Annotated in this window: 15 protein-coding genes; 2 read left to right on the forward strand and 13 right to left on the reverse strand. The window is 46.0% G+C overall.

The genetic code is table 11. The features are described from left to right. Positions 1 to 137: 137 nt before the first annotated feature. Positions 138 to 1,250 carry a citrate synthase gene (gene citZ / locus ACPW7N_RS02265; protein WP_425649380.1) on the reverse strand — a complete coding sequence of 371 codons (1,113 nt, stop codon included), beginning with the start codon at positions 1,248 to 1,250 and terminating at the stop codon, positions 138 to 140. 714 nt (positions 1,251 to 1,964) lie between these two features. On the opposite strand from citZ, the gene ytvI reads away from it, so the two are divergent. Next, complete coding sequence (ytvI, locus tag ACPW7N_RS02270) at positions 1,965 to 3,098, forward strand: sporulation integral membrane protein YtvI (RefSeq protein WP_425649485.1); 1,134 nt, start codon at positions 1,965 to 1,967, stop codon at positions 3,096 to 3,098. A gap of 29 nt (positions 3,099 to 3,127) precedes the next feature. Here ytvI and ACPW7N_RS02275 read toward each other — a convergent pair whose 3' ends face one another. The 10 genes from ACPW7N_RS02275 to ACPW7N_RS02320 form a co-directional block, all read right to left on the reverse strand. Continuing rightward, on the reverse strand, positions 3,128 to 3,523 hold the full coding sequence (locus ACPW7N_RS02275; RefSeq protein ID WP_425649486.1) for an FxsA family protein: 396 nt from the start codon (positions 3,521 to 3,523) through the stop codon (positions 3,128 to 3,130). A 33-nt stretch (positions 3,524 to 3,556) separates the two neighbouring features. Beyond that, positions 3,557 to 3,988 carry an acyl-CoA thioesterase gene (locus ACPW7N_RS02280; RefSeq protein WP_425649487.1) on the reverse strand — a complete coding sequence of 144 codons (432 nt, stop codon included), beginning with the start codon at positions 3,986 to 3,988 and terminating at the stop codon, positions 3,557 to 3,559. Between the two features lie 142 nt (positions 3,989 to 4,130). Then, complete coding sequence (gene pyk, locus ACPW7N_RS02285; protein ID WP_425649381.1) at positions 4,131 to 5,885, reverse strand: pyruvate kinase; 1,755 nt, start codon at positions 5,883 to 5,885, stop codon at positions 4,131 to 4,133. A 38-nt stretch (positions 5,886 to 5,923) separates the two neighbouring features. Then, positions 5,924 to 6,883 carry a 6-phosphofructokinase gene (gene pfkA, locus ACPW7N_RS02290; RefSeq protein ID WP_425649382.1) on the reverse strand — a complete coding sequence of 320 codons (960 nt, stop codon included), beginning with the start codon at positions 6,881 to 6,883 and terminating at the stop codon, positions 5,924 to 5,926. A 219-nt stretch (positions 6,884 to 7,102) separates the two neighbouring features. After that, positions 7,103 to 8,059: an acetyl-CoA carboxylase carboxyl transferase subunit alpha gene (gene accA, locus ACPW7N_RS02295; protein WP_425649383.1), complete on the reverse strand. Its 957-nt coding sequence runs from the start codon at positions 8,057 to 8,059 to the stop codon at positions 7,103 to 7,105. Continuing rightward, entirely contained in the window at positions 8,049 to 8,969 is a 921-nt protein-coding gene (gene accD, locus ACPW7N_RS02300; RefSeq protein ID WP_425649384.1) for an acetyl-CoA carboxylase, carboxyltransferase subunit beta, read from the reverse strand. Before accD ends, accA begins: the two co-directional genes overlap by 11 nt. Positions 8,970 to 8,990: 21 nt before the next feature. Further along, the gene (locus ACPW7N_RS02305) at positions 8,991 to 9,173 is read right to left on the reverse strand and encodes a glutamate decarboxylase (RefSeq protein ID WP_425649385.1); all 183 of its coding nucleotides are present in this window, start codon (positions 9,171 to 9,173) and stop codon (positions 8,991 to 8,993) included. Positions 9,174 to 9,531: 358 nt separating this feature from the next. Next, positions 9,532 to 10,203 (reverse strand): FadR/GntR family transcriptional regulator, encoded by a 672-nt coding sequence (locus ACPW7N_RS02310; protein ID WP_425649386.1) that lies wholly within the window; start codon positions 10,201 to 10,203, stop codon positions 9,532 to 9,534. 35 nt (positions 10,204 to 10,238) lie between these two features. Then, positions 10,239 to 11,486, reverse strand: coding sequence for an NADP-dependent malic enzyme (gene ystJ / locus ACPW7N_RS02315; protein WP_425649387.1), 1,248 nt, complete (start codon positions 11,484 to 11,486; stop codon positions 10,239 to 10,241). Between the two features lie 201 nt (positions 11,487 to 11,687). Further along, the gene (locus tag ACPW7N_RS02320) at positions 11,688 to 15,152 is read right to left on the reverse strand and encodes a DNA polymerase III subunit alpha (protein ID WP_425649388.1); all 3,465 of its coding nucleotides are present in this window, start codon (positions 15,150 to 15,152) and stop codon (positions 11,688 to 11,690) included. A gap of 196 nt (positions 15,153 to 15,348) precedes the next feature. Between ACPW7N_RS02320 and ACPW7N_RS02325 the strand changes: the two genes are divergently transcribed. Continuing rightward, a complete protein-coding gene (locus tag ACPW7N_RS02325; RefSeq protein WP_425649389.1) occupies positions 15,349 to 15,660 on the forward strand; it encodes a YtpI family protein in 312 nt (103 codons plus the stop codon). A gap of 176 nt (positions 15,661 to 15,836) precedes the next feature. On the opposite strand, the gene ACPW7N_RS02330 is transcribed toward ACPW7N_RS02325, so the two are convergent. Both ACPW7N_RS02330 and ACPW7N_RS02335 read right to left on the reverse strand, forming a co-directional pair. Continuing rightward, a complete protein-coding gene (locus ACPW7N_RS02330; protein WP_425649390.1) occupies positions 15,837 to 16,790 on the reverse strand; it encodes a bifunctional helix-turn-helix transcriptional regulator/GNAT family N-acetyltransferase in 954 nt (317 codons plus the stop codon). Between the two features lie 179 nt (positions 16,791 to 16,969). Then, the gene (locus ACPW7N_RS02335; protein ID WP_425649391.1) at positions 16,970 to 18,280 is read right to left on the reverse strand and encodes a DRTGG domain-containing protein; all 1,311 of its coding nucleotides are present in this window, start codon (positions 18,278 to 18,280) and stop codon (positions 16,970 to 16,972) included. Positions 18,281 to 18,326: the final 46 nt, after the last annotated feature.

Here is an 18,326-nt window from a genome sequence, read left to right on the forward strand (position 1 = left end):
GAATTTTTGTCGAAATAATGAAATTTCATTTTCCGAATTTTCAAGAAATCAGCTAGCATACACAGGGAGAACTACCATATGAACGAGTAGTATACCCGTCATGATGGTAGTTCACCACATTTGACCCAAGGGCTAGATTATCGTTGATCGATTGGAACAAAATGCTTGTTTACAGGACCAGTGTAATCAGCGCGAGGGCGGATTAGACGGTTGTTTTCGTATTGTTCCATAATGTGTGCAGTCCAGCCAGACATACGGCTGATTGCGAAAATCGGAGTAAACAAATCGCTTTCAAGGCCGAGTGAAATGTATACAGAAGCGGAATAGAAGTCAACGTTTGGTTTCAATCCTTTTTCGCTTGTAACCATTTCATCGATTTTAGTGGACATCAGATACAATTCTTCACGTCCAATTTGCTTAGTCAGCTCTTTAGACATTTGACGCAGCCACTTCGCACGAGGATCTCCGTCTTTGTATACACGGTGACCAAAGCCCATGATTTTCACTTTGTTGTCAAGTGCTTCACGTACGTAGGACTCTACGCGATCATAGGAGCCAATTTCTTGGAGCATTTTGGCAACAGCTTCGTTTGCCCCGCCATGAAGAGGACCTTTGAGTGTTCCGATCGCAGATACTACGCCGGAATACATGTCTGTCAACGTTGCAACCGTTACACGTGCTGCAAAAGTAGAAGCGTTGAATTCATGGTCAGCGTGCAAAATGAGAGCGGTATCAAAAGCTCGTACAGCCGTTGCTGAAGGCTCTTGACCAGTCAACATGTAGAGGAAATTCTGTGCAACTGTGAAGCTTGGATTTGGTTGAACAACTTCCAGACCTTTGCGGATGCGCTCGAAAGCGGCAATGATTGTAGGAGTTTGTGCTACCAAACGGATTGCCTTGCGGTAGTTTGCTTCAGAAGACATGTCTTGCGTTTCTGCGTCGTAGAGAGCTAGCGAAGAGACAGCTGTGCGTAGAGCCGCCATCGGATGAACGCCTTTAGGGTAAGTACGAATGCTGTCAATTACCTCTTGCGGTACTGCTGCGTTTGCACCTAACTCCTTTTTTAAGGCTTCCAGCTGATCACGCTTCGGTAGCGCCCCATGCCACAGTAAATACACTACTTCTTCGAAGGTAGCGTTTTCGGCCAATTCATCAACATCAATACCACCATAGCTAAGTACCCCATCTACAATGGAACAGATGGATGATTGGGCTGCGACGACCCCTTCCAATCCTCGAGTTGCTGTCATAAGAACTCTCTCCTTTTCCGTAAAATGGTCTCTCTATTAAGTTGTGAGGCCATCTTCCTTTTACCACCAGTAGAAAGTATTACGCTCAGTAAAGGCATCCATCGTTAGTTCATCTGTAAGAGGATGTTCAAAAAAGGATTCTTTTTGAACACGCACTTTGAGGTGGAAGAAGGGATGAAAGCGAGAGACACCTTTTTGTGCATCAAGGCAGGAGAACCATCATAATCGATGTGTTCTCTTTCTCGTGGCAATAAAGAGAAAGATTAAACCATAATTCGACAATATTATAAAAGAAATTTACGATTTTGTGAATGTTTTTTGTACAAATGGTTACAAAAATCGCATTTCTTGCTTATGTACCTAAGACTACTGCATAATAGTTACAATAAGGTTACAAAAAACTGCGCAGCAGTTTTTTGATGGTCGCTCTGCGTCCATGATTAAATTTTTATGAAAAACGTCGAGACGTTTTTCACTAATCATCTGCGAAGCCGGTTTTTGATGGCCGCTCTGCGTCCATGATTTAAATTTTTATGAAAAACGTCGAGTCGTTTTTCACTAATCATCTGCATAGCTGTTTTTTGATGGTCGCTTTGCTCCCATGATTTAAATTTTTATGAAAAACGTCGAGACGTTTTTCACTTATCATCTGCGAAGCCGGTTTTTGATGTCGTTTTTTCTCAATCAGTGAGAGGGTGGTATTATTTGCAAGAAATGTTGCTGCAGCTATTAACACGCATCTTTCAAATCTCTCGTTTTCTCTTCGTTATCTTGATTGTGTTAGTGAGCATTTACCTAATCCAATTCCTGACACCATTACTGTTCCCATTTCTAATTGCATTAATCATTGCCATTCTCGTCAATCGTCCCGTTACCTTTCTGTCAACCAAAGGGCGTTTACCGAGATGGTTGGCGGTTTTGATTTCGCTGTTGCTCTTGCTTGGATTACTCGGCGGAGTTGTCACTCTGATTATTACCGAGACTGTGGTGGAAATTGGACACCTGATTACTCTTTTGCCGACGTTTGCGAATGAATTAACCCAATATTTACATCGGACAATCAGTCAGGATTTCCTAATTGGCATGTATAATCGCTTTGCTTTCTTTTATGCTCAATTAGATGAAGAATACAGACAATCCATTACAGAGAACGTTGGTAATACGCTGCGATCCATTTCTCAAACAGGGCAACTGATCATCGTAAGTTTCTTGCAAGGTGTGAAAAACCTGTTGGTATCATTGCCTAATCTGGCAACCGTGACGGTCATCGCTTTGCTGGGAGCTTTCTTCATTAGCAAGGATTACAACCTCTGGAAAAAGCGTGTACAGGCATTCCTGCCAACCGGAGTAAACCGCAGACTTGACGATATTATCAAGGACTTGCGTATAGCTCTACTTGGTTTTGTCAAAGCTCAACTCACCCTGATCTCACTGACCGCAGCCATCGTCATTGTCGGGCTGCTCATTTTGCGAGTTGACTATGCGATTACAATCGGCTTGCTAACAGGCGTCGTGGATTTATTGCCTTATCTGGGCACGGGGACTGTATTTATTCCATGGATTATTTATCTCTTCTTTAAGGGGAAATATTCGCTGGTAATCGGGCTGTCGATCCTGTATGGCGTCGTTATTGTGTTCCGTCAAATCATGGAACCCAAAGTACTTGCTGACAATGTCGGACTTGATCCCTTGCTTACCCTGATTGCCCTGTTCGTCGGATTAAAGCTGTTTGGCTTCCTCGGTTTAGTTATCGGCCCTGTTTCGCTGGTAATGATCAATGCGTTTATCCGAGCCCGCATTCTGGAAGATATATGGAAGTTTATCAAAGGAAAACCCCATTCGCCGTGAATGGGGTTTTTGGTTTCCTGAAATGTATTTTATCTTCTGTAGATAAAGTTAATTTTTCCGGTTGAAATCAGATGCCACAGCCATTTTTTCAGGAAGTGACGCAAAATGAGGCGTGTATAGGGAAGGAGCAAGATGACACCGAATACATCGGTTACAAAACCTGGTGTCAGCAATAATACGCCGCCCACCAACACACAAATTCCATCCAAAATGGAATCCGTCGGCATTTGTCCACGTGACAATTCCATTTGAAAATTTCTGAGTACCTGCATTCCCTGATATTTTGCAAGCCATGCTCCAACCAGTCCGGTAAGGATGACAAGGGCGACAGTAAACCATCCGCCAATAATCTTACCAACCGAGATTAACCCCCATAATTCAATCGCTGGCACGATGATAAACAAAAGCAGTAGAATTCGGAACAGATCGATCACACCCTTGTACGAATAATGACAGTCCTACTCAGTAATACGTGTACGCTGAAATTCGGTTTCCAAGCACAAATAAACTTCGGGATTATTCTTTTGCAGGCGGATGGGTCGAAGAGCAGCGTTGGTGAATACATGATGAGTTTGCCCGAAAACCAGGAGAGTCTCATCCTCCGCACGATAAATCTCATATTTGAAATGGAGCCTGAGCGGTGTAAGCTCACTGATGGTTACCCTGACCTCCACCAGATCGTCATAGCGGGCAGGTGATTTGAAGGAGATTGAGGCGTCAGTAACTGGCAATAATACTCCCTGTTCCTCCAATGATCGGTAAGAGAAACCAAGCTGTCTGATCAATTCAGTTCGTCCAATTTCGAACCAATTCAAATAATTCGTATGGTACACAACTCCCATTTGGTCTGTCTCCGCATACCGAACGCGAAATTGTGTTGATCGATACATTTTTTCACTCACTGGATATCCACTCCCTACGGCGTACATGCTGTCTATATTTTACCATAGGATAAGGAAATGGCGGAAAAAGAGTAAGAGCAGACCACCTTCTCATCAGAAAGGCAATCTGCTCTGTGGGTACTTCTCACTATTACAATACGCGCGTCAATCCGGTATAAATGTGTCCTCTTTCTGAATCAACTGTGACAATTGCTCCCTCTTTCAGTACACTTGTCGCTCTTTCCACACCGACGATCACCGGAACATTGAGGTTCAGTCCTACAATCGCAGCGTGCGAAGTAAGTCCGCCCTCTTCGGTGATAACGGCACCAGCACGCTTGAATGATTCAATCATTTCGGAATCGGTGCCAAAGGAAACAAGAATTGCTCCATCTTCCATTTTTTCATTGGCTTCTTCTGCCGTCTTGGCTACAATGACTTTTCCGGTAACTACTTTGCGACCGATTCCTTGACCTTTGGCAATGATGTCCCCGATGACATGCACCTTCATCAGGTTGGTTGTACCCGTTTCTCTTACAGGTACTCCTGCCGTAATAATAACCAGGTCACCATGACGAACCAGCCCTGCCTGTAATGCCTGCTGCACGGAGATTTCCAACATTTCATCTGTCGTTTCTGCAAGCGGCCCGATGACTGGATATACCCCGTTTACCAAAGCCATTCGACGCAATACACTCTCATGCGGTGTTACTGCGACGATAGGCGCTTTTGGACGATATTTTGCCACCATCCGAGCGGTATGACCGCTTTCCGTTGCCGTGATAATCGCTGCCGCACCCAGATCAAGTGCTGCGTTGGCAACTGCTTGTGCAATGGCATCCGTAATCGAGATTTGTGTACGCATCGCATGGGTGTTCAGGATTTCACGATAATTCAACTCTTGTTCAGCACGCACAGCAATGCGATTCATCGTTTCGACAGATTCCGTTGGATATTTACCCGCAGCCGTTTCACCAGACAGCATGATGGCGTCCGTTCCGTCAAAGATGGCATTTGCTACGTCACTTGCTTCGGCACGAGTTGGTCGAGGGTTGCGTTGCATGGAATCAAGCATTTGCGTTGCTGTAATGACAGGCTTGCCCAACTGATTGCATTTGTCGATCAGGTGTTTTTGCACCATCGGCACTTCTTCTACTGGAATCTCTACACCCAAATCTCCACGTGCAACCATCAGTCCATCTGCAACCGCAAGAATCTCATCGGCGTTGTCTACGCCTTCCTGATTCTCAATTTTAGCAATAATGTCAATCTTTGCCTGATGGCGTTCGAGAATTTCACGGATTTCCAAAATATCGGAAGCTTTCCGCACAAAGGATGCAGCAATGAAATCTACGTTTTGCTGAATGCCAAATTCGATGTCTGCCGCATCTTTTTCGGTAATACCAGGCAGCTTAATTTTTACTCCTGGAACGTTGACACCTTTTTTACTCTTGAGGGTTCCGCCATTTTTGATAAGGCAAACGATTTCCGTACCTTCGATCTGTTCAACCGTGAGGCCGATCAATCCGTCATCGATAAGGATTGTACTGCCGACCTGAACATCTTGCGGCAAATCCTTATATGTAATGGAGACACGATCCACGGTTCCCGCCACTTCTTCTGTCGTCAAGACAAGACGTTGATTCTCCTCCAACTCAACGGAATCGGTTGCGAGTGTACCTGTGCGAATTTCCGGGCCTTTGGTGTCCAGAAGGACCGCAATGTGTTTTCCAGTAACTTGGCAAGCCTCGCGAATACTTTTGATTCGTGCGGCGTGTTCCTCATGCGATCCATGGGAAAAATTAAGACGTGCAACATTCATGCCTGCATCAATCAGCTTTTGGAGCCCTTCTAGTGTTTCACTTGCAGGACCGATCGTACATACAATTTTTGACTTCCGTAACAAATGAGTTACCTCCCAGTGATATCGCTATTTTTTATTTCCTAAATGGACAGTGTACGAGCCAGTTGGTAAACGGATAGATCGAGAGTGTGTTTCTTACTGAGCGCCTCATCAATATCAACATCGACGATCTGATTGTTGGAGATTCCCACCATGCGATCAGCCTTGCCTTCCAGCAACAGGTCTACTGCTGCTGCTCCCATGCGACTCGCCAGCATTCGATCAAAAGCAGTCGGTGAACCGCCGCGCTGGATATGTCCAAGTACCGTTACTCTTGTTTCCCAACCTGTCCGTTGCTTGATGATATCAGCATACTGAGCAGCACTTCCTACTCCTTCAGCAACAATAATAATCGAATGTTTTTTGCCACGGCGATGACCGGCATGCAAACGTTCAATGATGTCATCTTTATCCTGGTCCGCTTCAGGAATAATGATCGATTCGGCTCCTGCTGCAAGTCCTGCCCACAAAGCCAAATCACCTGCATCACGCCCCATTACCTCGATAATATAGGTGCGTTCATGTGAAGTAGCGGTGTCCCTGATCTTGTCAATTGCCTCAACAATCGTATTCAATGCCGTATCAAAACCAATCGTAAAATCAGTGCACGGGATGTCATTGTCGATGGTTCCCGGAACGCCGATGGTCGGGAATCCTTTTTGGGTTAATTTCTGTGCTCCTCGGAAGGAACCGTCGCCGCCGATGACAATTAATCCCTCGATGCCGTGATCACGTAATTGCTCAACTGCCTTTCGTTGGCCTTCATCCGTCCTGAATTCTTCACTCCGTGCTGTATAAAGGATCGTTCCCCCTCGATGGATGATGTCACCCACCGAGCCGAGCGTCATTTCTTTAATATCGCCTCGAATTAAACCGTCATACCCATGATATACTCCAAACATTTGGACACCGTGGTAAACAGCTCGACGAACTGCTGCACGAACCGCAGCGTTCATTCCCGGTGCATCGCCCCCACTTGTAAGAACAGCCATTTTTTTCATTTCTCTCACCTCTTTATTTTCTCTTTTTAGCATGGCTTGAAACGCTAACAGTATGTAATAAATTCGGCTTGAGCCATACTGTTATAATCATTTCAAATTTTCTGTTATACTCATCGATTGTATTGTGCCACACTTTTACAAAACGCTCCAACCCTTGGTACGACTACGATTGTAGCAGATTTCAGTCCATGAAAAAAGAGAAAAAAAAGCCCCTCTGTATTACAGAGAAGCGTACTCACCGATTTGTTTGAACTTATTGTAACGATCCTGTACTAATTCATCCCGATTCATAGCCATCAGCTCTTGCAATCCAGATACTAATACCTGTTTCACAGATGCCGCTTGTGAAGCTACGTCCCGATGAGCTCCACCAAATGGTTCTTCAATGACGCCATCAATGATGCCTAACTCTTTTAGATCAGGAGCCGTAATTTTCATCGTTTCCGCCGCTCTCATGGCAAGGCTGGAATCTTTCCAAAGCAGGGCTGCTGCCCCTTCTGGCGATATGACCGAGTAGATGGAATTCTCTAACATAAAAATACGGTTACCCACACCTAAAGCAAGGGCTCCACCAGATCCGCCTTCCCCAGTAACAACACAAAGAATCGGTACCCCGAAGCCAGCCATTTCTCTTAGATTGCGGGCAATCGCTTCGCTTTGACCTCGTTCTTCTGCCGCTTTTCCTGGGTAGGCGCCCATCGTATTAATAAAGCAGATAATCGGGCGGTTAAACTTGTCGGCTTGCTGCATAAGGCGCAGTGCTTTGCGATATCCCTCCGGATGTGGCGATCCGAAGTTGCGAATAATGTTTTCCTTGGTGTCTTTCCCTTTTTGATGGCCAATCACCGTAACAGGAATTCCGTCCAATCTGGCAATACCACCAACGATTGCTGCATCGTCACCGTAGAGACGATCCCCGTGTACTTCGATAAAGTCAGTAAAAATGCGCTGAATATAATCAATTGTGGTTGGACGTTCTGGATGACGAGCAATTTGTACCCGTTGCCACGGAGTAAGGTTGCCGTAGATCTGCTCTGCCAAATCTTTCGCTTTTCGCTCCAGACGGGCTACTTCATCAGAAAAATCAATGCCCTTCTCCTCAGTGAAACGTCTCAATTCTTTAATTTTATCCTGCAATTCGACTAGCGGTCTCTCAAACTGCAATTCACCCGCCATGTTCTATTACCTCCCGAACTGTGTGCATCTCCACAATTTTACCTAATGTATCACGCATATCCTTACGATGCACGACCATGTCGAGTTGACCATGTTTGAGCAGGAACTCAGCGGTTTGGAAGTCTTTCGGAAGCTCCTGGCGAATGGTCTGTTCAATGATTCGTCTACCTGCAAAACCGATTAACGCGCCCGGCTCACCAATGTTGTAATCACCCAAAGAAGCAAAGCTCGCAGAAACCCCACCAGTGGTTGGGTTCGTTAACACAGAAATAAACAGCAGCTTTTCTTGTTCGAGCTTTGCCAGCGCAGCGCTGGTTTTTGCCATTTGCATCAAACTGAGCACGCCTTCTTGCATACGTGCCCCACCAGATGCGGAGAACAAGATAAACGGCAGCTTTCGCTCAATTGCTTGTTCAATCGCTCTCGTAATTTTTTCCCCAACAACCGACCCCATACTGGCCATACGGAATCTGGCATCCATCACACCGAGGATAACCCGGTTTCCGTTCAAGGTACCTTCTCCTGTGACAATGGCTTCATTGAGGTTGGTTGCTTCTCTGTCTTTCTCCAGCTTTTCTTCATATCCAGGGAATTGAAGGGGGTTGGATGAGATGAGATTTGTATCGAATTCCTCTGTCAGACGACCGTCGTCCAACAAGGATTGAATTCTTTCGGGTGCCGACATAGCAAAATGATGGTTGCAGCCGCGACAAACACGCAGGTTCTTCTCGAGGTCTTTGGAATAATGAATTGTTCCGCAATGAGAACATTTATGCATAAGACCTTCTGGAACTTCCTTGGGCTCACTCAAATCTCGTTGTACTCTTGCTTCCTGAACAGGAGGACGCCCTACATTTTCAGTTGGAATGGTAGCGAATTTACGCTTCTTACCAAAAAGATCTTTAAGCACAGTAACACCTCACATTAATGTTCAGTGAAGGATCGTGCTGAGTACCTCTTGAACTTCATGAAGCTCACTCTCGGGCACAAGAATCTCGTATTGCTTGGAAACTCTTGCTTCACGAACCTTCACCAGGAATCCTTCATCTGTCAAGCGCTGCTGAATTCGTTCTGCTATTTTGGCGCTAGGAGCTATGTAGATGACAGTCCACATGATGGCTTCCTCCTCTTTCCTTCAACCAGTCTCACTGTAATCTGCATCATCATATCACAGTGCAGAATGTTGTCGCAAACGGGTAGCTTGCTATTTAAAAGGGAGAATTGGTAATGTTCACGGACTTTATAAATTTAGACATCTGACCGATAATTCCTGCTTGGTTTTACAGTTGATACTGGATTTTTTATACTTTACGTTCCTTGTTTCCGGACTTTTTAAACCTTCCAATCAAATATGTGTTTAAAAAGGAGGAAAACAGGGGCAAGCAGATCGAGGCGCCGAAGTTGCGAGGTCGACTAAATACACCAACGTCCTGTTGGAACGTCGACACTACCACGTCCTGTGGGGCGCTTCCTTATGCCTTCGAGTTTTCTAGGTGCGCTCGCATGTGTGCAACCGCTGCCTCCTCGTCTCCTTCACGGATGGCGAACATAATCTCCCGATGCTCTTCCAGAGCGACACGGACGCGTCCTTCCCTTGAAAGGGAACTGCTGCGAACACCCTCACTATATTCGATAATTGGTGCCCAGATGCGATGGAGGACGGAGTTGCGGCTCGAACGGCAGATGACACGGTGAAATTCGTAATCTTCCTCCGTAGGAATTTCGCCTTGCTCCACCCGCTCCCAGGACAATTCCAATATCCTGTTCATCTCATCAAAATGCTTGGCTGTTGCACGTTTGCAAGCTAATCGGACGGCTTCAATCTCGAGTATTTTGCGCATTTCCACAAGGTCCTTTTTGGTCTTGGAATCACGCAGGATAAAATACCCGAGAATATCAATCAGCCGGTTTTGCCTGTAGTGCTTGAGGAACGTGCCTTCGCCTCTGCGTGTCTCAATTAACCCGAGTAACTCAAGTGCCCGAAGTGCCTCACGAACAGATGAACGACCTGCTCCTAGCAATTCGGAAAGCTCGCGTTCGGAAGGAAGTTTGTCACCCGGTCGCAAGTTGTCACGCTGCATGATCTCATGAATTTGTAATAGAATTCCTTCGTATGCTTTGCGTTCTTGTGAAGAGTCGAGCATACCCTTTCCCCCCTTACTGCGAACGTCGGGTGAATCTATGATTGTTGTTGGTAACCAATCGCTGCAAGTTGTTCTGTTTTGAGACGAACTGCCTCTGGATCAACTTGTTTGCGTGCTACCCCTGTATCCATAGCTGCTTTGGCAACTGCTGCAGCAACTTTTGGTGCTACACGAGGGTCAAAAGGTGAAGGGATAACAAAATCCGTATTCAACTCTTGCTCGCTAACCAGACTAGCGATGGCATAAACAGCAGCAACTTTCATCTCTTCATTGATCGTGGTTGCATACGTATCAAGCGCACCACGGAAAATTCCAGGGAATGCAAGAACGTTGTTAACCTGGTTCGGGAAGTCGGAACGTCCAGTACCGATAACGGCTGCACCCGCTTCTTTCGCTTCGCTTGGCATGATCTCTGGAACTGGGTTAGCCATGGCAAAGATGATGGCATCGCGGTTCATGGATTTCACCATTTCTTGTGTGACTGCACCTGCTACGGATACACCAACGAATACGTCAGCTCCCACCATCGCATCTTTCAAGTCGCCAGTGATTTTGCCTTGATTTGTCACCGCAGCTACTTTTTCTTTCACAGGGTTCATACCGTATGGGCGACCTTCGTACACAATCCCTTTGGTATCGCACATGATAATGTCTTTGACACCCATGCTCATCAACAATTTAATAATCGCAATACCTGCTGCACCCGCACCATTTACGACTACACGAATTTCGCTGATTTCTTTTTTGATGATTTTGAGTGCATTGATTAATCCAGCCGCTGTTACAATCGCTGTACCATGCTGATCATCATGGAAAACAGGAATGTTCGCTTCTTTTTTCAGGCGCTCTTCAATTTCGAAGCACGCAGGAGCAGCAATGTCCTCCAGGTTTACGCCACCAAATGTTGGTTCAAGCAATTTTACTGTCTCAACAATTTTGTCAATATCAGTCGTGTTCAGGCAGATCGGGAATGCATCCACTCCAGCAAACGCTTTAAACAGAAGCGCTTTACCTTCCATTACCGGCATTGCTGCTTCTGGTCCAATGTTGCCTAATCCAAGAACGGCAGTACCGTCACTGACTACAGCGACCAGGTTTCCTTTGATGGTATACTCATACACTTTTGTTGGGTCGTCAAAAATATCTTTGCATGGTTCTGCAACACCCGGTGAATAGGCAAGACTTAAATCATGCGCATTTCGGAGAGGAACCTTGGAGACTGCCTCCAGTTTTCCTTGATGTTTTTTGTGTAGTTCTAGTGCTTCTTCACGTAAATTAGCCACAATTCCCACTCCTTTGATTTTGTGAAAAACGACTTCACGTTTTTCAAATGACTGAATTTAAGTATGTTTGAGTAGTGGTCTGACCAGTTATACGAAAAATTACCCTAGTGGTCTGACCACCTCTTAAAATTATGTACTCATTATAACAAAACCGACCAAACTGTAAACCCAGCGAAAAGCCGAAAAAAAGGAGGACAAATCCTATCCTCCCCAGTTTATTGGCATTTCTTTCTTGATTACGCTCTCTCTCCCCACAATATCTCTCGCTAGCTCCAAAAACGCCTCGTCCACCTCAACCGAAAACTCGTCAGGCAGGCGTTTTGTCTGCTTTTTGCTCTCGTAGTAAAGGGCGACAGAAATCGTTCCCCTTCTTTCGACAAGCAGTTTCTTCAGACGGATTAACGTCGAATCCCGCTCCTGTTCTGGCGAGATTTTGACAAACAGTACTGGCTCTGTTGCTGGTGCCTGAACCGCAGATACGTCCCACAGTCGGGATGCGATCAGCTTGAAGTTATCATCCTGAACGTCTATCCGTCCTTCGACGACCAGTAGTTGCTCTTTGACTAGCAAATGTTTGTATTTCTGGAACACTTGTGGAAAAGCTATCATTTCCAGTTGTGCTGTTCGATCTTCGAGCTGGATAAATGCCATCGGCTCGCCCTTTTTGGTTTGAATTTGCTTTACCTCAAGCAGCATCCCTACCAGTTTGACCGTCTGATTCCGTGAGTTCTCGGTAAGCTCTGCAATCTGAGCAATATCTGGTCGATTGCTGACATGGCGGTAATCATCCAGGGGATGACCAGACAAATAGACGCCGAGCATCTCCCGCTCTTCTTTCAACCGCTGCATTCGTGTGAAATCTGGAACATCCGGATAGGAAGACGGGTCAATGCCGGTTTCGTCTGTCATCTGGGCACCGACACTATCCTCAATCTGATCAACAACCGCAAACAGATTCAACTGTGCTTCGTCCCGTTCCTTTCGTTTGTTGGAACCTTTTTCCATCGCTTCATCTATTATTACCAATAATTGGGCGCGCGAACCGGGCAGTGAGTCCAAAGCACCACATAAAATTAATGATTCAACGACTCGACGGTTCACCAATCGATTGTCTACTCGTGAGCAAAAGTCCACGATATCGTTGTACGGCGTTTTGGTACGCTCTTTGACAATTGATTCTACCGCGTTGTACCCCACGTTCTTCACCGCTGCAAGCCCAAAGCGGATTTTTTCCCCTTCTACCGTAAACAGTGCCTCGCTGTGGTTTACATCGGGAGACATGACCTCGACATGCAGCCGCTTTGCTTCCTCTACATACTCCGCAATTCGGGTCTGACTCCCGATCGACAAGGAAAGCAGGGCAGCCATGAAAGCAACTGGATAATTGGATTTGAGATAGGCCATCTGATAGGCAATCATTGCATAGGCTACGGCGTGCGCCTTTGGAAACCCGTAATCCGCAAACCGGACGATCAGATCATAGGTCTCATTTGCCAACTGTTCATCGTACCCCTGACGAATACTCCCCTGGACGAATCGTTCCCGCTGCTCCGCCAACAGGTCCCGCTTCTTCTTCCCTACTGCCCGCCGCAAGATATCTGCTTCTCCCAGCGAAAAGCCTGCCATACGGGAAGAAATCTGCATGATCTGCTCCTGATAAATAATAAAGCCATATGTCTCTCGCAAAATGGGTTCCAATTCAGGGTGCGAATAATGTACCTGCTGTTTCCCGTGCTTCACCTGAATGTATTGGGGAATAATCTCCATTGGTCCCGGACGATACAAAGCTAGAACAGCAATGATGTCATCAATGGTAGTCGGCTTCAGCTCACGCAATACGTTGCGCATACCGGAAGATTCCAGTTGAAAAACGCCCGTAGTTTCCCCTTTACTGAGCATACGATACGTCCCTTGGTCGTCCATCGGGATTTGATCCAGTCGAATATGTATGCCAGCAGAACGCAGGTGTGCAAGTGTTTCCTGAATGATGGTCAGGTTACGCAGCCCAAGGAAGTCCATTTTCAACAATCCGACCTGCTCGAGTACCTCCATCGGGTACTGGGTAAGTGAAAGCCCCTCACTTCCTTGTTGCAGAGGGACGTGGTCAGTTAATGGATCTCTCGAAATAACGACCCCCGCTGCATGTGTGGAAGCGTGCCTCGGAAGGCCTTCCAACCCTTTGGATACTTCGATCAGCTTGGCTACCTGCTTGTTTTCTTTCATTAGTGTTGCTAGTTCAGGAATCGAGGCAATTGCCCGATCAATGGTGATCGACGAGAATTGCGGGAGCATTTTAGCCACCCGATCAACCAACCCGAGGGAAAGTCCCAGTACCCTGCCAACATCTCGTACGGCTGCCCTTGCTGCCAATGTTCCGAATGTAATGATCTGGGCCACACGGTCATTGCCGTATTTGTTAGCGACATACTGAATCACCTCGTCCCGCCGTTCCACGGAAAAATCGATATCAATATCGGGCATCGTAATCCGCTCGGGGTTCAGGAAACGCTCGAAAAGCAAATTAAAATGAAGAGGATCAACATTGGTAATCTTCAGCGCATAGCTGACCAGACTGCCAGCAGCAGATCCACGCCCTGGTCCCGTCGGTATTCCCTGCTCATGAGCATACCGCATGAAATCCCAGACAATCAGAAAGTAGTCCGTATATCCAGTCCCCGTAATAATGGCAAGTTCATGACTGAGCCGCCTCTCGATTTCAGGTGTAATCGCACCATACCGCTCCTTGCAGCCAGCTTCACACAACTCTCGTAAATACTGGTCAGGTTCATATCCTGCTGGAACTTCGAACCGGGGCAAAATATGTTGATCAAACGCCAATTCCAACTGACAGCGTTCAGCAATTTTCCACGTATTGGCCAGCGCTTTTGGGGCAAAGGCAAAATTGTGTGCCATCTCATCATGGTTCTTGAGAAAGTACTCATCCTTTTCATAGCGTAATCGGTCTTCTTCATCAATCGTCTTGCCTTCCTTGATCGCCAACAGGACATCATGAAGCTGGTGATCTTCACGTGAAATGTAATGAACATTGTTCGTGACGACAAGTGGTACTCCTAGCTCCTGATGAAGCTTGACTACCCGCTGATTGAGCCGTCTCTCCAACTCCAGACCATGGTCCTGCAATTCCAAAAAGAAGTGATCAGGACCGAACTTTTCTATGTACCACTTCGCAGCGTTATGTGCCGACTGGGTATCATTTGTTTGCAAGTACCTGGACACTTCTCCGTCCTTCGCATCACTGATGGCGATCAATCCCTTCGTGTGTGCCGCCAGGATGGTTTTGTTTACACGTGGATAGCCATGCGTTCCTTGAAGTTGAGCAATCGAAACCAGCTTTAACAGGTTCCGGTATCCTTCGGTATTCTCGGCAAGGAGAATCAGGTGAAAAGGCGGAGGTGAATTGCGTGTAAATCGCTCTTCCATCGCTCCCTCGATCACAGATAACTCCAACCCGATAATCGGCTTGATCCCCTCTCGTACACAAGCACGATAAAAAGGAACAGCACCGTACAAATTATTGTGATCGGTAATCGCCAAAGCTGGCATGCCTAAGAGAACGGCCTTTTGCACGAGATCTTCAATGCGTGCCGCACCGTCCAGCAAGCTGTATTCAGTATGAACGTGTAAATGAACGAATGAAGGGTTCAACCTGCTCGTACCTTTCTTTGTATCTATCTTTTCTATATTCTATAAAATGAGCTTTTAAAGTTTCCTTTCTTTATTATACCGTGTATTGGCGAATATGCGAACATATAGTCGGTATCAATTGACCAGTTTGCAGATCTTTAGTAGGATAGCTTTTGTAGACTTGAGGAAATAGCTGTAGTAGAAAGGGGTTTCTCACATGTGGTTCGCCTTTTATTTGACTGGTATGATCGCTTCCCTGGGTGGATGGGTTTACTATAGTGTCATGGCACGTCGTACAGGTATTCACCCTTACGAATCTCGGATGACTCTCGGTAAAATGAATGTCATGCTTGGATGCCTGTTACTTTTGTTAGGTTCAAACCAACTGGCAAACGAAACACTGAGCACAGCTCGCTTGAGCGTAGCTATTCTCTTTATCCTTGTGGGAGGAATCAACTTCTTCCTCGGATTCCGTAATTACTTCCGTTTCCGCAGTGAATGGCGTAAAGCTATCGATAAAAAAGGATAGACTACAGGGAAAATGTTTCTTGTAGATAAATTTGTTTTAGCTACGTTATAATCTCCTTGTGACGTTCTATGCTTCGACAACCTCGTGCGATGCCGGGTTGTCCTTTTTATTTTCTGAGCAAAAAAAGCAGAAATCCTTGGATTGTTCCAGCAGGGACTTCTGCTTTTTTCTTATGATTATAGAATACGCTCCCACGTCTCCCCAACCAGATCATGGCCAAAACTGTGATGTTTTTCTTCTGCAACCAGTTGAAAGCCGGCCTTTTGATAGATAAGTCTGGCCGAATCAAGCACACTGTTTGTCCATAACACCATCTTTTGATAGCCTTTGGCTCTGGCAAATCGAATGCATTCCTCCACGAGTCGAGTCCCGAGTCCCAGTCCACGCGCTTTCGGTTCGACCAACAAGAGACGAAGCTTGGCTATTTCTTCATTTTCCTGTACCACCATCACAGAACCGATGATCTCCCCATCCATTTCAGCTATCCAGCACCGCTCTTTTAATGGATTGAAGCGAGTTATGAAATGCGAAGTGATTCGGGCAACCAATGCCTCGAACTGCTCATTCCAGCCATACTCTTGTGCATAGAGAACGCCATGTCGATGGGTAATCCAGCCCATATCGCCTGGCTGGTGTGAGCGAAGAAAATAAGTTGGGGGTGACGAGGTGTTCTTTGCTACGATCTGCTCATCGTTCTCCTTTTTGGACAAGACACGCTCGATTGTTTGCATCGATGAAATCAATTGCTCTTGCTTTTCTTCACTCAAATCGCTCAGTATGTTGGCTACTTCTTCGTGTGAACGTTGATCCAGCACGGCAAATGCCACTTGTCCCTGTGGTGTCAAACGAAGAATCCTCTGACGTCCATCCTCTTCCGAACGCACTTTATCAATAAGCTCCCGCTGCTCCAGTCGTGCAAGAATCCGACTTAAATACCCTGGATCAATCCGTAATTCATTGGCCAGATCAGATGCAGTCACTCCAGCATGATGAGCTAGTTCAAACAGGATACGTGCTTCGGTCAGCGAAAACTCACTATCTAGCAGTCCTTCGTCGAGAACTCCGATCTGTCTGGTAATAAAACGATTAAAGTGCCGCACATGTGAAATTCGATCTGCAATACCATTCATACCCTTCCCACCTTTTACTTTTATCACATCAAAAATTAGTTGCTTATATCAAATATATTATAGTTTTAATTGACTTAGTCAATTATTTTTGTAGTATACATAGACTGATGCACAAAAAAACTTCCGTATTTGACCGACGGAAGTTTTCTCTATTTATTATTTTATTTAATAAGAACGGACTATCGCTCAATAATCTGTGCCGTTACCATCGCTTGCCCTACCAAATGATCGTCATGGTATACCGACACTTCTACTTTTCCGAAGCGGCGACTAATATCCATCACACGAGGCTTTACGCTGATTTCGCTCTCCATTTGTACGGGTTTGAGGAAGTAAACCGTGATATTTTCCGGTACCATATCCCCCCGTTTGTGTTGTCTGAGGGCATTACAGGCTGTCTCCACAATGACAGTCGTCATCACGCCGCTTGCCACCGTCCCCAAATGGTTGGTCATTTGTGGCGAAATCTCTCCGTGATAGACGAAGCCATCTGCCTGCTTTTCTTCCCGGAAGTGACTCATGATCTGGTTCGGAAATGTCTCGCCCATTTGCGGTTGTTTTTGCATGTACTGCATCGCCTTTAAAACATCCTGACGACTGAGCACGCCAACTAGTTTCTTGTGATTGTCTACCACTGGCAAAAGCTCGATGCCTTCCCATACCATCAGATGAGCAGAGGAAGCGAGTGATACTTTTGGAGTTGTGGTAATCGGATTTTTGGACATGACTTTATCCAGTGTTGTGTTTTGATCATGTCCAATAATGTCTCTTGATGTCACGATGCCCACAATTCGCATCTGATCGTCGACAACAGCAAAACGGGTGTCCTTGTATTCTTCCGTCATCGCATGCCAGCGTTCCACGGTATCGGTATTCTTCAGCACCGCTGTTTCTTCTAGTGGCTTCAAGATATCTTCTACCATCATGATCTCTTTTTTGATCAAGCGGTCGTAAATCGCACGGTTAATTAAGGAAGCAACCGTGAATGTGTCATAGGTGGATGAGATAATCGGCAGAGCCAACTCATCAGCCAGCTTTTTCACTTCTTCACTTGTATCAAATCCCCCAGTAATTAGAACCGCTGCTCCGTTTTGCAACGAAAGCTTGTGTGCCTGGTCCCGGTTACCGACGATCAGCAGGCTGCCTGGATCAATATATCGCATCATCGCTTCCAACTTCATGGCACCGATGACAAATTTATTTAAGGTTTTGTACAGTCCCTCTTTGCCCCCTAGCACAGAACCATCAACAATATTTACAACTTCCGCAAACGTAAGTCTTTCAATATTTTCTTTCAGCTTTTTTTCAATCCGAACCGTTCCCACACGCTCAATCGTGCTGACGTATCCTTGTACTTCTGCTTCTTTAATGGCACGGTATGCGGTTCCTTCGCTTACTTCCAGGTCTTTGGCAATTTGCCTAACGGAGATTTTGCTCCCCACGGGCAATTGATCAATGTACTCTAGTATTTGTTCGTGCTTCGTAGCCATGTAGGTATCACCTTCCACCATTCTCGGGTCAATCTTTCCGCCTGCA

Source organism: Brevibacillus nigriterrae, assembly GCF_049846925.1.
Classification (GTDB): Bacteria; Bacillota; Bacilli; order Brevibacillales; family Brevibacillaceae; genus Brevibacillus_H.

Bases quoted from the DNA above. Each gene is read 5' to 3' on its own strand.
- citZ (WP_425649380.1), bottom strand. From the start codon at position 1,250: ATGACAGCAACTCGAGGATTGGAAGGGGTCGTCGCAGCCCAATCATCC.
- ytvI (WP_425649485.1), top strand. From the start codon at position 1,965: ATGTTGCTGCAGCTATTAACACGCATCTTTCAAATCTCTCGTTTTCTC.
- ACPW7N_RS02280 (WP_425649487.1), bottom strand. From the start codon at position 3,988: ATGTATCGATCAACACAATTTCGCGTTCGGTATGCGGAGACAGACCAA.
- pfkA (WP_425649382.1), bottom strand. From the start codon at position 6,883: ATGAAAAAAATGGCTGTTCTTACAAGTGGGGGCGATGCACCGGGAATG.
- accA (WP_425649383.1), bottom strand. From the start codon at position 8,059: ATGGCGGGTGAATTGCAGTTTGAGAGACCGCTAGTCGAATTGCAGGAT.
- ACPW7N_RS02305 (WP_425649385.1), bottom strand. From the start codon at position 9,173: ATGTGGACTGTCATCTACATAGCTCCTAGCGCCAAAATAGCAGAACGA.
- ACPW7N_RS02310 (WP_425649386.1), bottom strand. From the start codon at position 10,203: ATGCTCGACTCTTCACAAGAACGCAAAGCATACGAAGGAATTCTATTA.
- ACPW7N_RS02325 (WP_425649389.1), top strand. From the start codon at position 15,349: ATGTGGTTCGCCTTTTATTTGACTGGTATGATCGCTTCCCTGGGTGGA.
- ACPW7N_RS02330 (WP_425649390.1), bottom strand. From the start codon at position 16,790: ATGAATGGTATTGCAGATCGAATTTCACATGTGCGGCACTTTAATCGT.
- ACPW7N_RS02335 (WP_425649391.1), bottom strand. From the start codon at position 18,280: ATGGCTACGAAGCACGAACAAATACTAGAGTACATTGATCAATTGCCC.